At 71.1% G+C, this 14,881-nt stretch carries 16 protein-coding genes and 1 pseudogene; 13 read left to right on the top strand and 4 right to left on the bottom strand.

The window, feature by feature from the left end; genetic code table 11:
- Positions 1-48: 48 nt before the first annotated feature.
- The 6 genes from OHQ87_RS08865 to OHQ87_RS08840 all read left to right on the top strand — a co-directional run bounded on the left by OHQ87_RS08865 (position 49) and on the right by OHQ87_RS08840 (position 6,277).
- On the top strand, positions 49-858 hold the full coding sequence (locus OHQ87_RS08865) for a class I SAM-dependent methyltransferase (protein ID WP_328346742.1): 810 nt from the start codon (positions 49-51) through the stop codon (positions 856-858).
- 198 nt (positions 859-1,056) lie between these two features.
- Positions 1,057-2,175, top strand: coding sequence for a cellulose binding domain-containing protein (locus OHQ87_RS08860; RefSeq protein ID WP_328346739.1), 1,119 nt, complete (start codon positions 1,057-1,059; stop codon positions 2,173-2,175).
- Positions 2,176-2,341: 166 nt separating this feature from the next.
- Complete coding sequence (locus tag OHQ87_RS08855) at positions 2,342-3,322, top strand: carbohydrate-binding domain-containing protein (protein ID WP_328346737.1); 981 nt, start codon at positions 2,342-2,344, stop codon at positions 3,320-3,322.
- The gene (locus OHQ87_RS08850) at positions 3,322-4,662 is read left to right on the top strand and encodes an extracellular catalytic domain type 1 short-chain-length polyhydroxyalkanoate depolymerase (protein ID WP_328346735.1); all 1,341 of its coding nucleotides are present in this window, start codon (positions 3,322-3,324) and stop codon (positions 4,660-4,662) included. Before OHQ87_RS08855 ends, OHQ87_RS08850 begins: the two co-directional genes overlap by 1 nt.
- 208 nt (positions 4,663-4,870) lie before the next feature.
- A complete protein-coding gene (locus OHQ87_RS08845) occupies positions 4,871-5,827 on the top strand; it encodes a hypothetical protein (RefSeq protein ID WP_328346733.1) in 957 nt (318 codons plus the stop codon).
- Between the two features lie 9 nt (positions 5,828-5,836).
- Entirely contained in the window at positions 5,837-6,277 is a 441-nt protein-coding gene (locus OHQ87_RS08840; protein WP_328346731.1) for a hypothetical protein, read from the top strand.
- Positions 6,278-6,353: 76 nt separating this feature from the next.
- On the opposite strand, the gene OHQ87_RS08835 is transcribed toward OHQ87_RS08840, so the two are convergent.
- Positions 6,354-6,761, bottom strand: a complete 408-nt coding sequence (locus OHQ87_RS08835) for a transposase (RefSeq protein WP_328346729.1) — start codon at positions 6,759-6,761, stop codon at positions 6,354-6,356.
- A 30-nt stretch (positions 6,762-6,791) separates the two neighbouring features.
- A complete protein-coding gene (locus OHQ87_RS08830; protein ID WP_328346727.1) occupies positions 6,792-7,289 on the bottom strand; it encodes a DinB family protein in 498 nt (165 codons plus the stop codon).
- A 220-nt stretch (positions 7,290-7,509) separates the two neighbouring features.
- On the opposite strand from OHQ87_RS08830, the gene OHQ87_RS08825 reads away from it, so the two are divergent.
- The gene (locus tag OHQ87_RS08825; RefSeq protein ID WP_328346725.1) at positions 7,510-8,244 is read left to right on the top strand and encodes an alpha/beta hydrolase; all 735 of its coding nucleotides are present in this window, start codon (positions 7,510-7,512) and stop codon (positions 8,242-8,244) included.
- Between the two features lie 117 nt (positions 8,245-8,361).
- Here the strand turns inward: OHQ87_RS08825 and OHQ87_RS08820 are convergent, their stop codons facing one another.
- Positions 8,362-9,141, bottom strand: coding sequence for a hypothetical protein (locus tag OHQ87_RS08820; RefSeq protein ID WP_328346723.1), 780 nt, complete (start codon positions 9,139-9,141; stop codon positions 8,362-8,364).
- A 54-nt stretch (positions 9,142-9,195) separates the two neighbouring features.
- Positions 9,196-10,080 (bottom strand): helix-turn-helix domain-containing protein, encoded by an 885-nt coding sequence (locus OHQ87_RS08815; protein ID WP_328346721.1) that lies wholly within the window; start codon positions 10,078-10,080, stop codon positions 9,196-9,198.
- Positions 10,081-10,485: 405 nt separating this feature from the next.
- On the opposite strand from OHQ87_RS08815, the gene OHQ87_RS08810 reads away from it, so the two are divergent.
- The 6 genes and pseudogenes from OHQ87_RS08810 to OHQ87_RS08785 all read left to right on the top strand — a co-directional run.
- Positions 10,486-10,722: a GntR family transcriptional regulator gene (locus OHQ87_RS08810; RefSeq protein WP_328346719.1), complete on the top strand. Its 237-nt coding sequence runs from the start codon at positions 10,486-10,488 to the stop codon at positions 10,720-10,722.
- A 31-nt stretch (positions 10,723-10,753) separates the two neighbouring features.
- Positions 10,754-10,954, top strand: coding sequence for a hypothetical protein (locus OHQ87_RS08805; protein ID WP_328346717.1), 201 nt, complete (start codon positions 10,754-10,756; stop codon positions 10,952-10,954).
- A 193-nt stretch (positions 10,955-11,147) separates the two neighbouring features.
- A complete protein-coding gene (locus OHQ87_RS08800; RefSeq protein WP_328346716.1) occupies positions 11,148-12,329 on the top strand; it encodes a Cmx/CmrA family chloramphenicol efflux MFS transporter in 1,182 nt (393 codons plus the stop codon).
- Between the two features lie 298 nt (positions 12,330-12,627).
- Positions 12,628-13,095, top strand: a complete 468-nt coding sequence (locus OHQ87_RS08795; RefSeq protein WP_328348780.1) for a hypothetical protein — start codon at positions 12,628-12,630, stop codon at positions 13,093-13,095.
- Positions 13,095-14,492, top strand: coding sequence for a hypothetical protein (locus tag OHQ87_RS08790; protein WP_328346715.1), 1,398 nt, complete (start codon positions 13,095-13,097; stop codon positions 14,490-14,492). The genes OHQ87_RS08795 and OHQ87_RS08790 overlap by 1 nt, the downstream gene beginning before the upstream one ends.
- Positions 14,489-14,791, top strand: a pseudogene (locus OHQ87_RS08785) (hypothetical protein); the annotation flags it as partial. The gene OHQ87_RS08790 and the pseudogene OHQ87_RS08785, both read left to right, overlap by 4 nt.
- Positions 14,792-14,881 lie beyond the last annotated feature (90 nt).

Here is a 14,881-nt window from a genome sequence, read left to right as displayed (position 1 = left end):
TCTGCCGCATCGCCGTGCCGGTCGACCCTCTTGCTGAAGCCTGGTGGCGTGAAGGAGGACATGATGGACGATCCGACGACGCTGACGAACAAGATCGCCTGGGAGACGGCGTCACAGGAGCATGTACGCGAGTACGACGATCTGTTGGCCCAAGCAGCGACCGGTGACTCGCTCCTCGACATCGAGCGCGACCTGCTGCGGGATGTCCTGGCCCATGCGCCCGAGGTGATCCATCTTCAGAGCGGCCACGGCCTGGACGACCCCGCGCTCGTGTACGCCGGGGCCAGATCCGTGGTCGGCGTCGACTACAGCGAAGTCGCCGTCGATGCGGCGCAGCGGCGAGCCGACGAACTCGGCGTGGCATGCCGGTACATCGCCGCCACAGTGCCACAGCACGTACCCTTGCCGGACGCCAGCGCCGACCTGGTCTACACCGGGAAGGGCGCGCTGATCTGGATGCCCGACCTGGACGCGTGGGCCAACGAGGTGGTCAGGCTGCTACGACCCGCCGGGCACCTGTTCGTCTACGAGGCACATCCGGCAGTACCGCTGTGGACGTGGGACACCGACCAGCCCCGGATCCGCCCCGACCGCAGCTACTTCGCCACCAGCCACGTCAACGACACCTTCCCCGGCAACGGCGCGGTCGAGTGGCAGTGGAACCTCGGTCAGGTCATCACCGCGTTGGTGGCCGCCGGCATGGAGGTCCTGCACGTCGGTGAGTATGCCGAGCCGTTCTGGCGGGCGGGCGGTGTCACCGCCGCCGCATGGGACGGCCGACTGCCGAACTCCTTCTCCCTCCTCGCTCGCCGGCGAGCGTCACCGCCTCGACTCTCCACATCGACCCACTTGACTTAATCATGTTAATGAATAAAGCTCCGAGGTGCGCTCCCATCGACGCTCCCCGCTAGTTCAGGAGAGCATCAATGACACCTCACCCTGTCCTGCCGGCGTCGGCGTCAGCCGACTCGCCGGTGGCCGCCAGACTGCCTGCGGCCACACTTCCCCGCCTCGGCCGCGATCATCTGCTCACCGTGACGCGGTAGGGAGTCCCCGATGTCGCGAAAGACCCTTCGGTACGCGGCGCTCGCCGCGATCACCACGACCCTGGCGCTCACGATGGCGCTCCCCGGCACCCCTGTGCGGTCGGCCCCCCACCAGTCGGCGGCAGCGCCGATCAGGATCATGCCGCTGGGCGACTCGATCACCGCGGGCCCCGGCTGCTGGCGCGCCCTGCTCTGGAACCAGTTGCAGACCGCCGGCTACTCGAACATCGACTTCGTCGGCAGCGCCTCGGATGGCGGAAGCTGCAACTACGGCTTCTCCTACGATGCCGACCACGAGGGCCACGGTGGCTTCTCCGCCGTCGGCATCGCCGGCAACAACCAGCTCCCGCCCTGGTTGAGCGCGGCACGGCCGGATGTGGTCGTGATGCACCTGGGCACGAACGACCTCTGGGGCGGCTGGCAGTCCATGGACACGATCCTCGCCGCGTTCACCAAGCTGGTCGGGCAGATGCGGGCGAACAACCCCAGCATGAAGATCATCGTCTCGCAGATCATCCCGCACCACGGCTGCGCCACCTGCCCCGCCGACACCATCACGCTCAACAACCGGATCCCCGGCTGGGCCGCCGGTCTCACCACCGCCCAGTCGCCCATCGTCGTCGTGGACCAGTGGACCGGCTTCGACGCGGCCACGGACACCGGCGACGGGGTGCACCCGAACGACTCGGGTTTCCGCAAGATGGCCAACCGTTTCCACCCCGCGCTCGCGCGGGTGCTCGGCGGCACCCCACCGCCCACCTCGCCGCCGGACCCGACCCCCTCGGCCACCCCGACCCCGTCACCGTCGACACCCCCGCCCGGCAACGGACGGTGCACGGCGACGTACCAGGTGGTCTCCCAGTGGTCCGGAGGATTCCAGGGCGAGGTGAGCATCCGCAACGGCTCGACGGCGGCCACATCGACGTGGACCGCAACGGTCAGCCTCGGCAGCGGTCAGCAGGTCTCGCAGGCATGGAACGCCACGGTCACGCAGGCCGGCACGACGGTCACCGCACAGAACGTGAGCTGGAACGGCGGCCTGACACCGGGTGGCACGACCAGCTTCGGCTTCCTGGTGTCCTCGACCGGCAGCAACCCGACACCGGTGGTCAACTGCGCGGTCAGCTGACCACCAGCGGGTGGCTGAGGCACCGGACGCCCGCGCCACCCGATCAGACGATCAGTCATGTCCGTACCCGGACCGCCCTGGCCGTGGTCGACGCCGGAGAGGGCCGGTCAGGCCCCCGTCGACCGTGCGCTGGACGCGGCGAAAACGATCCTCAAGGAGAGCTGCTGTGACGAAAAAGTGGTGTTTCGCCCTCGTCGCCTTCCTGGCGATCCTGGCCCCGTACCTCCTCGTTCAGCCGTCGGCGAGCGCGGCGGCATCCACCCGGGTCATGCTCCTCGGTGACTCGATCACCGGTTCGAACGGCTGTTGGCGGTCGCTGCTCTGGCAACACCTCCAGTCCTCCGGATACCCCAACGTGGACTTTGTCGGAACGTTGCGGAACCCGTACTGCTCCGGCACCTTCGACGTCGACAACGAGGGCCACGGCGGCTTCCTCGCGACAGGAATCGCCGACGGCAATCTCCTTCCCGGGTGGCTGTCCGCCACCAGACCGAACGTCGTCGTGATGATGCTCGGCACCAACGACGTCTGGAGCAACAAGGGAACTGCGGCCATCCTGGGCGCGTACTCGAAGTTGCTGGCGCAGATGCGGGCCAACAACCCGGACGTCAAGGTGCTCGTCGCACAGATCCTGCCGATGGCCCCCGCAGGGTGCGGCAACTGCAACGCCAACGTGCAGAGCTTGAACGCCGGCATTCCCGGGTGGGCCGCGACCAACAGCACCAGCAGGTCCCCCGTCCGGGTGGTGGACCAGTACACCGGCTTCAATCCGGCGCAGGACACCGTCGACGGCGTGCACCCGAACGACACCACCGGCATTCGTAAGATCGAGGCGAAGTTCTTCCCGGCGTTGACCCCGCTGCTGGGAACCTCCACCCCGACCTCCCCGCCGCCGACCGCGCCGAACGGCTTCCCGTACTGCGCCAGCGCCGCCAGCGACCCGGACGGTGACGGCTGGGGCTGGGAGAACAACCGGTCCTGCGTGGTCCGGGGTGGCCGCGCGGACAGCGGCACGCCGACTCCCAGTGCCACCGCGCCGAACGGGTACCCGTACTGCGCCAGCGCCGCCAGCGACCCGGACGGTGACGGCTGGGGCTGGGAGAACAACCGGTCCTGCGTGGTCCGGGGCAGCCAGGCGGATCACTGATGAGCCGCCAGCGAACCGCGAACCGGCTCCGTTCCATGATCGCCGTCGGGGCCGCGAGCATCATCGCAGTCGTCCTCGGCGCGCTGACGCTGGCACCGCCCGCAGCTGCCGCCTCGCTCCAGGAGATCACCAACTTCGGCACCAATCCGAGCGGGGCGCGGATGTTCCTGTACGTCCCGACGAGCGTCAAACCCAATCCGGCAGTCGTGGTGGGGGTGCACTGGTGTCACGGCACCGCACAGGACTTCTACGGCGGCACCAGCTACGCATCGCTGGCCGACCGGTACGGCTTCATCGTCATCTATCCGTCGGCCCCCAGCACTGACGGGTGCTGGGACGTCCACTCGACCGCGTCGCTGAGCCACAACGGTGGCGGCGACTCCCTCGGCATCGTGTCGATGGTGAACTATGTCCAACAACGGTACGCCGCGGATCCGGGGCGCATCTTCGTGACGGGTCACTCGTCCGGCGGCATGATGACCAATGTGCTGCTCGGCGCCTACCCGGACGTGTTCCGTGCGGGATCGGCCTACGCCGGCGTGCCGTTCGGGTGTTTCGCCGGCCCCAGTTCGTGGAACAGCGCCTGCGCCAACGGACAGATCATCCGGTCGGCCCAGCAGTGGGGTGACGTCGTGCGGGCCGCATATCCCGGCTACTCCGGCGCCCGGCCACGGATGCAACTGTGGCACGGCACCAACGACGACACCCTGCGCTTCCCCAACTTCGGCGAAGAGATCAAGCAGTGGACCAACGTGCTCGGCGTCAGCCAGACGCCGACATCCACGGAACAGAACCAGCCCCGCTCCGGCTGGGTCCGCACCCGCTACGGCAATGGCGTCGAAGCGATCCAGGAGACCGGCCAACCGCACAACCTGCAAATCCTCGCGGACGACACCATCCACTTCTTCGGTCTTGACACCCCGACCACCCCGCCGCCCACGTCGCCACCCTCGACGGCCGGTGCGATCGTCGGTACCGCCTCCGGCCGCTGCGTGGACGTGACCAACGCCTCCCAGGCGAACGGCACCGCGGTGGCGCTCTGGGACTGCAACGGCGGATCCCACCAGCGATGGGAACGCACCGGCGCGGGACAACTGCGGGTGTACGGCAACAAGTGCCTGGACGCTGAGGGCGGTGGCACGTCCCCCGGCACGAGAGCCATCATCTGGGACTGCACCGGCGGCACCAACCAACTGTGGAACGTCAACACCAACGGCACGATCAGCGGCACCCAGTCCGGCCTGTGCCTGGACGCCGAGTCGGGCGGGACCGCCAACGGCACCCGGGTGATCCTGTGGACCTGCGCCGGCGGGTCGAACCAGCGATGGAGCATCCGCTGAGATCGAGGCAGGGCCGGCAAACCCGCCGCGACGACGATTCGGGACGCTGGCCCACGCCGCCACGTCCGCGCCCACGGGCCGGACGTGGCGGCAGCCCGGCAGCGGCGTCCCACCGCCTTCCGCGTCGGCATCAGCTTCCCGGCACGCCGGCCCGCCCGGGTACGCCGATCCCACAGTGACGACTTCTCACAGGACTGGAGTGACACTCATGCGAAGACCGAACTTTCTGCGGCTGAGCGCTGCCGGCGCGGCAAGCATGGGCGCGGCACCCCTGCTCGGCCCCTGGCAGGCACAGGCCGACACCATCGGCCCGCTACGGACCGCACCGGCCACCCCGTTCGCGGTGGGCGTACGCCAGTACAACTGGACGCGCGGCAACCGTCAGGTGACCACCTTCGTGTACTACCCCTCCACCGGTCCGTCCGGCAGCGGCCCCACCACCAACGCACCGGTCGCCCCGGGCGTCTTCCCCGTCTGCCAGTACACCCACGGCAGTGGCGCCAGCCCACAGGGCGCCCTGGCACACATCCGACCGATGGCCGCAGCCGGCCTCATCGTCCCGGCCCCCGTCTTCACCAAGGCCAGCGTCGGTGACACCTACAACGGCGAGCTGCCCCGGGACGTCTCCGAAGCCATCACCCGGACACTCGCCCTGAACACCGGCACCGACCCGTTGGCCGGCCACATCGACACGGCCAACATCGGCGTGTCCGGCTACTCCATGGGCGGCATGACCACCAACGCGCTGCTCACCGCGTTCCCCGACGCGCGGATCAAGGCAGCGGTCGCCATGTCCAGCATCAGGATGGGCAGTCCGAGCCCGGCGAGCGAGCCCAACGTGCTGGAGGTTCGAGCGGCGCGTGCCGCTGGCATCCCCGTGGTGCACCCGGCGCAGGTCCCCGACCGGCTGGCCGACGAGCGGCAGCTGGTGGCGGTGGCCGGGTCGCACGGCGACTCGCCCAACACGGTGACCGATCGTCTCGGTGTTCCGGTGGGCACGGTCAATTCCCGGGCCCGGGTGCCGCCGGAGCGGTTGGCGGTTGTGGGTATCGGCAACCGCTCCAGCAACCGTATCTGTTCGGCTCGACTCGGCTCACTGCGGCTCGGTGCCCCCTGGGGGTCAGCCAAGGCGGGGCCGTCGTCGCGCGACGGACCGACCGGCTAGGTTTCAGGGATGAGTCTTCTCGACGACGTCGCGCGGCGTGACAACTGGCGATGCTGGGTGTGCGACGAGCCGGTCGACGCCGACAGGTCGGTCAACGACCCCCGGGGCCCCAGCGTCGACAGCCGTACCGCCGACCGGAAGGCCAAGGTCGTCGAGCGACTCGCGCACCGCGCCTGCAACACCCGCAAGGGCGCGGTCAAGGTGGTCATCGCCTGGCCGGACCGCCTGCACGTGGTGGAGCCCGCGCCGCTGATCGCCGTCGCCGAACGGCTCGAACGCAAGGGCGGCCGGGAACTGGTCGCCCGCTGCCCGAGCAGGAAGGACGCCCAGGAGGCGGCCGACTGGCTGGTCGACCGGTTCTCTCGACTGGTGCCCGGACTACCGGTGACCGCGAGCGTCGACGCCGGCGGCGGACAGTACCTCGTCGCCTTGGCCGCCGGCCGCCGCTGACCACCGTGCGATACGGGACGATCCGCCCGCGCCGACCACCAGAGCGTTCGCGCGGTAAGCGGTAACGAGTTCGGCGTCACCCACCGGCCGAGCGAGCCACCGGCAATAAGGCTGGCGAGCGATCTTCAACACCCGGCACGTCACCGCGACGGGGATCCCGTCGGCGGCCAGCTCGCTCACGAGCGGGTAGAGCCTTTTCCGGCAGGTTCGCCTGCGACAGATAGGCCGCGGCCCGACGCAGGACCTCGTACTCCTGTTCGAGGAGCTTGATCCGCTTGCGGGCCTCGCGCAGCTCGGCTGACTCGCCGCCACTGACACCCGGCTTGACTCCCGCGTCAACGTCAGCCTGGCGCAGCCACTTGAACAGCGTCATCGGGTGGACTCCGAAGTCCTTCGCGATCTGCTCGACGGTCACGCCCGGGTCACGGTCACGGGCCACCCGCACGACGTCATCGCGGAACTCACGGGGGTAGGGCTTGGCCACAGCGGCCAGATCTCCGGGCCAGGCGGCGTGCTACCCGTGGAGGAGCTGCTCGCGCAGGATGTCTGCGTGCCCGCAGTGCTGGGCGAGCTCACGTAGCACGTGGAGGTACACCCACCGCAGCGGAAGCGGACCCCGCCGGTTCCCGCGCAGGATGTCGTCGAGGCCCAACGACGCCGTCGCCCGGCGTGCTGCCGCGCAGGCCTCACGGTGGGCCTGCCGGACGGTGGCGATCGTGTCGTGGTCGTCGAGGACGAACGAGTCCTCCGACCGCTCCGGGAGGCCGAGCTCGGCGCGCGAGCGGCAGGTGACGGCCTCGTCGAACCAGACCCTCTCCACGAAGGTCACGTGCTTCACCAGGCCCAGCAGCGTGGTCTGGGAGGCCACCAGCGAACGACGTGCCTGTTCCTCCGTCAGCCCGTCCAGGCAGCCGTTGAGCGCGTCGCGGTGCTCGTCGAGGAACGCCTCGAACTGGGCCTGGGCTGGTTGGGCGACGACCTGTTCGGCGAAGGTGGGCGGAAAGGCAGGCATGGGAGAAGCATCGCAGACATCCCGGGCGGGCCGCGGAGCCGGTGCGGAGAAAACGGCTGGCGGACCACCCCGGCCGCTGCTAGCTTTCCGGAGGCCGTGCGAGAGACCGAGGAGGTGGTACCCGTGAACATGTCGACATGGGTGCTCCCCTCCGGGGTCACGGTCGGGCGGTAGGTCGTCCGGGAGCGCCGTTCCACGAGCACTCCCGAAAGGCACGACCATGCGATTCACTGCTGAGCAACGCCTCGACGACGGCGTCCTCGAGCGCGAGTTCACCCTCGGCGAGATCCCCGGCATCCTGTGGACGCCCGCATCCGCATCCGTACCCGCCCCGCTGATCCTGCTCGGCCACCCCCCGCTCGGACTGCGCAGGATGCACCCCCGTCTGGTGGCGCGGGCCCGGCACGCCGTAGCGGACGGCTTCGCCGCGGCCACCATCGAGCTTCCCGGCAGCGGTGAACGGCCCCGGTGGGCCGCCGCCGAGCGGGCCCGCGCCGACCTGCGCCGGGCTGTGGAGGCCGGGGAGCCGGTCAGCGACGAGATCGTCGACGCCCTCGTCCTCCCGCTCGTCGACAGGGCCGTCCCGGAGTGGCGGGCCGCCCTGGACGCCCTCCTGTCACTGCCCGGGATCGGCAGCCCGGTCGGATACTCGGGGGGAGTGATCTCCGTCGGCATCCGGCTCGCGGTGGTCGAGCCGCGCATCGTGGCCGCCGGCCTCTTCGCCGGGAGCCTCGTGCCCCGCACCATGTTCGAGGAAGCCCGACGGGTCACCATCCCGCTGCACGTCCTGCTGCAGTGGGATGACGAGGGGAACGACCGGAAGGCGGCCCTGGACCTCTTCGACGCCTTCGGCTCCCGGGAGAAGACGCTGCACGCCAACATGGGCGGGCACACCGGTGTCCCGCAGTTCGCCGGGGAGGACGCGGCCAGGTTCTTCGCCAGGCATCTGCGCTAGCCCCGGGCCGAGGCCCTGCCGCCCGGCCGGCAACCGGTGGGCGGCGGGGCCTAACACGGTCGCGGTCGACAGCACCACCAGGCTTCCCCCGCCGGCACCTGCCGCCGTGGGGCTGACTCAGCTGCGGCAGATGACCGTCGCGTCGTCGGCGGCGATGCCGTCGCGCGCCTCGGCCTGCCTGACCCGGCGGATGACCTCGTCGGGGCCGGCGGACGCCAGCAGGTCCAGCAGTCCCGCCCAGTCGGTCAGCCCGAGGGTGTCCACCAGCCTGCTCGCGCCGTTGCTGAGCAGTGCCGCCACGGTCACCTCGGCGGCCGGGCAGCTGCCGGTGACCGCCTCGTCCACCACCCGGGGGTCGTCCTTGGCCACCCAGAAGCCGCCCGGGCTGTTCCGGTGCGCCCGCAACTCGCCCAGCAGCCGCCGGTACCTGTCACTGCCCGGGGGTACGCCCCGCAACCGCCGCTCGAAGGAGCGGGCGATCACCACCTCACGCGGATCGTGGGCCACGAACGGCTCGCCGCCCACCCGGCCGAGGACCGCCACCGCGTCACCGAGGACCAGATGCTCGACGCGCCCGCCGGCGAACCGGAGCATCGCCACCGCGGCGTACGGACTGATCGGGTGGGCGACGTCGCAGGTGTCGCGGTGCTCGTCGGTGATCCGCTCGATGCCCTCGGCCAGCACGTCGCGCAGGCTCCGCCCCAGGGACAGAGCGCCCAGCAGGGCACCACCGAGACGGGTGGCGTACCAGGCCACGCCGTGGTGGCAGACCTGGGCGGCGTCGGCGATGCCACCGGCACCGTCGACGAGCACCAGACCGGCGGCGACGGCACCGGCGAAATCCTCGTTGGCCCGGCCGGGATGCCCCGCATCGGTCGCCACAGCCACCCGCACCATCTGACAATCCTACGATCGGTATCGATGCCGGTACGGCGACGGGCCTGCGGGCGGTCAGACATCCGGTTGGTGGACCTCGGCGCTGATCTTCTCGATCAGCCGGCGGGACTCGTCGTGGTCCAGGGCCACCGCGTCCAGACCGGCCCAGGCCTCCTCATACGCGGCCACCTCCGACACCCGGTCGAGATACAGCGCCCCGGTCAACAACTCCCGGTAGACCACCGGCGGGTCCGGTTCGACCCGGTTGACCGGCGGAAAGTCGAGCAGCAGGAACGGGCCCGCGAGAAGGGCCCGGTGCACCCCGACGGCGAGCGGCACCACCCGCAGCGACACCTGCGGCAACCGGCTCGCCTCGACCAGGTGCCGCAACTGCGCGACCATCACCGCCGGGTCGCTGACGGCACGCAGCAGCACGCCCTCAGCGAGCACCACCTCCAACCGGGGTGCCGCCGGCAGCCGCCGCCGCAACACACCCTGCCGCCGCAACCGCACCTCGACCAGGCGGTCCCGGTCCCCCACCGTGAGATCCGGCCGTTGCCGACACACGGCCGTCGCATAGTCGCGGGTCTGCAACAGCACGGGAATCATCCCGTCGGCGTGCTCGCGAAGCCGACAGGCGTCGCCGGCCAGGCTGACGTACGGCTCGCACCAGCGGGGCAGCGGATCCCCATAGGCATGCCACCAACCCCTCGCCCGCGTCTCCCCGGCCAGGGCGACCAACACGCCGGTCAACTCGGGCCGCGCGGCGTAACGCCCGCACATCACCCGCACGTCACTACGGCTCACGGCGGACCGGCCCGCCTCGATCTGCCACAACTTCCGCCGGCTGAACTGCAACGCCTCCGCCGCGCCGTCCACCGTCATCCCCGCCTCGACCCGCAACTGCCCCAGCACCCGCCCGAGGTGCCGACGCGGCACCGACGACCCGCCGTCAACCATCGGCCCGCCGCCCCTCGCCCGACCCGCTCCCCCGCCGCCCACGGCACCCACCCGACGGCAGCAGCAGCGCGTAACGCCCCGCCCGCTGGTTCCGCGTCACCCCCACCCGCCGCACGCCCCGCCCGGACCGCACCACACCGCCACACCACCGGGCCGCAGACCCATCGGGTACGCCCACCAGCCCACCCGACGACCGCGAACACCCCGACCCAACCCCCTCCGGCACGACCCTCCCCACCAGGTCAACAGCCGCCCGCCCCACCCTCAAGAACCACTTCCACCGCCGACCCATGACCCTCCCCTTCCGTCCGGCTCTCTGGCCGAAGGCTAACAGACCTGTAAAGCCTGTAAAGATAGGATGGGGATGCTTTACTTTTGGACCTCGTCGGCTGATTTGCTGACCGCATGCCGTACGCCCAGCCGCTCTGGCGTCAGATCAGAGATGATCTCCGCGCGAAGATCCGGGCCGGCATCTACCCGCCGGGAAGCAAGCTTCCCGCCACCCGCCTGCTCGCCGCCGAGTACGAAACCAGTCACATGACGGTACGGCGAGCGCTGGACTCCATGATCGAGCTTGGCGAACTGGTCGGCCGCATGGGCATCGGGGTCTTCGTCGCCGACACCTCCGAGCAGGACTCGTAGGCCGGCGCGTCTCCACCCCCACAGCGGGCCGGTGACGTTCCGGTACCGGCAGATCCCGTTGGTCATCCGAGGTCCCGGCGACATCGAGACCTATCGGCAGATCGTCGAGGTGTTGGCCACCGCCGACCCCGCACGCTACCAACCGGCCTCCCCGGAAAACCCACTGGAGCAACTGGTCGATGTCGGTGGGCGCTGTGACGCCGCCCGTCGCGGACGTCAACGGCTTGAGTAGTGTTTGTGACATGTCGAGCCCTGAGGCATCCAAGGTGGGGGCTTTCGGTCACGCCGTCAGCCCCCTGAACCGCTGAGTTCCTAGTTCGCCTCCCCGCAGTTCTGCTGCTGCGTGGGAGGTCTGCGCACACCTCATGGGCGCTGGCCGCGGTGACGAGACGTCTCCCTCTCGTTCTCTCACCTCGGAGTTCTCGATGCATCTGCCGCTCTACCTGCTTGCTGTGGCGGTCTTCGCCATGGGCACCTCGGAGTTCATGCTCGCCGGCCTGGTGCCGGACATCGCCACCAGCCTCCACGTGTCGGTCGGCGCCGCCGGGCTTCTGACGTCGGCGTTCGCTGTCGGGATGGTCGTCGGCGCGCCGCTGATGGCGGGGCTTGCGCGCCGGTGGCCCGCCAGGGCCAGCCTGCTGGGTTTCGTGCTGGTGTTCGCCGTGGTCCACGTCGTGGGCGCGCTGACCACGAGTTTCCTGATCCTGCTCGTCACCCGGGTGATCGCCGCCCTGGCCAACGCCGGCTTCCTCGCCGTGGCACTGAGCACGGCGGCCACGCTCGTCGCACCTGACCAGAAGGGGCGCGCACTGGCGGTGCTGCTCTCCGGCACGACGGTGGCCACCATCGCGGGAGTGCCAGGCGGTGCGCTGCTCGGCACGTTGCTCAGCTGGCGTTCGACCTTCTGGGCGATTGCCCTGCTCTGCGTTCCCGCTGCCCTCGGCGTCGTGAAGGGCATCCCAGCCCGGGCCGGGAGGACCCCTGCGGGGATTGCGGCGACCTCGTCGCTTCGCGACGAGATCGCCCAGCTCACGATGCCCAGGCTGCTCCTGGTCATGCTGCTCGGTGCCCTGGTCAACGCCGCCACCTTCGCCACGTTCACCTTCCTGGCACCGATCGTGACCGACACCGCCGGCCTGGGCGAGCTCTGGGTTCCGGCCGTGCTGGTGCTCTTCGGCACGGGGTCCTTCGTCGGCGTCACCGTCGCGGGACGACTCTCCGACAGGCATCCCGCGATCGTGATCGCAGTCGGTGGTCCGTTGCTACTGCTCGGCTGGATCGCGTTGGGGGCCCTGGCTACCCAGCCTGCGGCCCTTCTCCTCCTCGCGGTCACGCAGGGCACGCTCTCCTTCGCGTTGGGTGCCACCCTGATCGCCCGGGTGCTCTACGAGGCAGCGGGCGCCCCCACCATGGGAGGGTCGTATGCCACCGCGGCGCTCAACGTCGGTGCTGCTGGCGGCCCCGTCGTTGCCGCAGCGACCCTCAGTGCCGATGCTGGCGACCTCGGTCCGGTATGGGTCAGCGGCCTCCTGGTCGCGGTCACCCTGCTCATCGCCCTGCCGCTCCTGGGGGTCATCGCGCCCCGCCCCGACCGGGTGATCCGGTGACCCGTACGAACGAACGCCGCGTGTCCGAGGCTGAGGAAGCGACGAACGACCGGTGGGGAGCACCTGTCGTTCGGCTCGTAGTTGAGACGGTCGATACCCCCATCCCTCCGGACGGTTCCTGTGTCGGACCGAACGGGAAGGGCAGTGCGGAACTGTCGTACCCGTGGGCCATGATCTTGTGGTCACGGCGTCGCCGGCCCCGGCCGGCGCGCGCCATCAACCCTGGTCGACGCCGGTGTCACGGCGGGTGGGAGGACGTGTGGTGACGGACCCTGACGGGGCCGCCCGGCGGCGGAGCGTGCTGGTGGTGGTGCCGCCTGCCCGGCCCCGCAAGCTGGCCAAGGTGCCCTTCGTCGAGCTGGCCGACGGACGGTTGCAGGGGGTGGTGTCCAGCGGGTCCGACATCGAACGGGTCTACGTCTCGTCGGTGACCGCCGGCACCCACGCCTACCATTGCAGCACCAACAACAACCGGCCCTGCGGTGGGCTACGCGGCGCGCCCTGCAAGCACCTGGAGGCCCTCGCCGACGAGGCCGTGCTCCAGTACGGCGTCGACCGGGTCGCCCGCTACCTGCGGGTGGACGCCGGCGACGGGACGCAGACCGGCGTCGAGCTGCTGTCCCGGCTCGACGCCCGGCACGAGCCGACCCCGGCCGCTGTGGTGTTCAGCCGGTTCCTGCGCCACCTGGCCTACCTCGAACTCCCGGCCAGCACCACCGCGCTGCCCGAGCTGCACTGGTTCCCGTCCACCGGGGCGGGTCGCTGATGCGGGGCGCACAGCTGGCGCAGCTGCACGACGACGCCCCCACCGGGCTGGCCGACGCCGACGACGTGGTCGCCGGCTTCGACGAGGCCCTGCTGGGTGGCTTCGCCCGGGTCGGCGAACAGGACGCCGCCGCGTTGACGGCACTGGCCGGCGCGGTGGCCGGCACGCCGTTGGGCGAGCGGGTGGCCGAGGCGGTGGGCAAGGTGATCGCAGGTTCGGTCGGCCAGGAACATCTGGCCGCGCTGGCCGGAGCACGGGCCGCGCTGCTCGGGGCGACCCACGACGCCCTGCTCGACCGGTGTGACACCGCCCTCGGGCGGGACCGGGCGGCGTGGACGTCGCCGGCCGGCGGGCCGGTCGACGGTTCCCCCGCCCGTGCCGCCGCCCGGTCCTGGCTGCACGAGGCGGCCCTCGCCGGGTGGCGCGGCGTCGACCACGAACTCCTCTCCGCCGTCGGGACGCCGGTCGAGGCGGCGCTGGCCGAGCCGGGGTCGCGCCGGCTCGCGGTACTGCTCGACGGGTTCGCCGCCGAGCTACGGGCCGGGCTGCCGGTGGCCACCATGCCGCAGGTGCCGGTACGCCGCTGGGCGGACCTGTGGTCCCGGAGCATGCTGCTCGCCCAGGACTGGCCGGCCCCGGCCACCGTGGCGGAAACCGAACAGGTGACCGGTCGGCTGTTGCCGCTCGGGGTCGACGTCCATGAGCACGAAACCGCCGTCCAGGTGCAACTGCACGCGATCCTCGAACCGGCCGACGCCCCGACGCCCCGGCTGGTCCGGGTGACGGTGGGCGCGGCCAAGGTCGCCACGATCGGTGGGCCGGCGGTCTGGCGGCTGTTGTCGGCGTACCCCGTCCTGCTCACTGCGATCGCGCAGCGGCGGACGCTGACCGTCACCGACCTGCCGGTGCACGGCGGCGACCTGCACTGGGTCGACGGCCGGGCGCAGGCGGGCGAGCCCGCCGACCCGTTCGCCACCGCCCGGGTGCTGCTCGGCTCGGCGACGGCGACGGCCACCCCGCCGCTGGACCGGCACCCGGCGGCGATCGCCGAGCCGGTGCTGCTGGAGGGCTACACCGTGCACGACGACGGAACGACCCTCGACCTCGACGGGCATCGCCTCGCGGTCACCGTCGACCGGTTGCCGGCGGGTGGCCCACTCACTCCCGCGCTGGTCGCCGCCTCGTCGGCCTGCCTGGGCCTGCTGCGCTGGGACGACGGGCGGTGGCTGGTGCAGCCACTGGCGGTGCGGGCCACGGTCAAACGCCGGCCGGTGGAGGCACACAACGGCGACTGGGCCGACGGGGTGACCGACCCGAAGGTCGCGAAGGCCGAGGCCAGGGCGGGCGACGCCGTGGCCGTGCTGCGCGAGCGCGCGGGACGGTTGCTGCGCCGATGACCGAACCCACTCCGACCGGGGACACCGCACCCCCTCACGACGCCGTGATCCCCGGTGATCTGGCCGCCGCCAACCGTCGGCAGGTGCTCTACTGGCGGCTGCTGGGCCGGCTCTTCGACCCCGACGAGCAGCCCACCCTGGAATCGGCGAGCGTGGCCGTGGTCGACGACCTCGGCCTGCCCGCGGCCCTGCTGGACCCGACCGTCTCGATGGACACCGTCGTGCAGCGCTTTCCCGCGCTCGCCGACGAACTGCGCGGCCTGCTCGCCCCCGACCCCGCCGGGAGCGCCGACCACGCCGCCGACCGCGTCGCCGGTGGCGACGGCGAGAGCACGGCGGGCACGCCGGCCGGCGAGGTGCTGGAGGCGGGTGGCGCTACCAGCGAAGAT

The organism is Micromonospora sp. NBC_00421 (assembly GCF_036017915.1).
Classification (GTDB): domain Bacteria; phylum Actinomycetota; class Actinomycetes; order Mycobacteriales; family Micromonosporaceae; genus Micromonospora.
The sequence above is the reverse complement of the archived record's forward strand: the minus strand, read 5'-3'. Positions and strand labels throughout refer to the sequence as shown.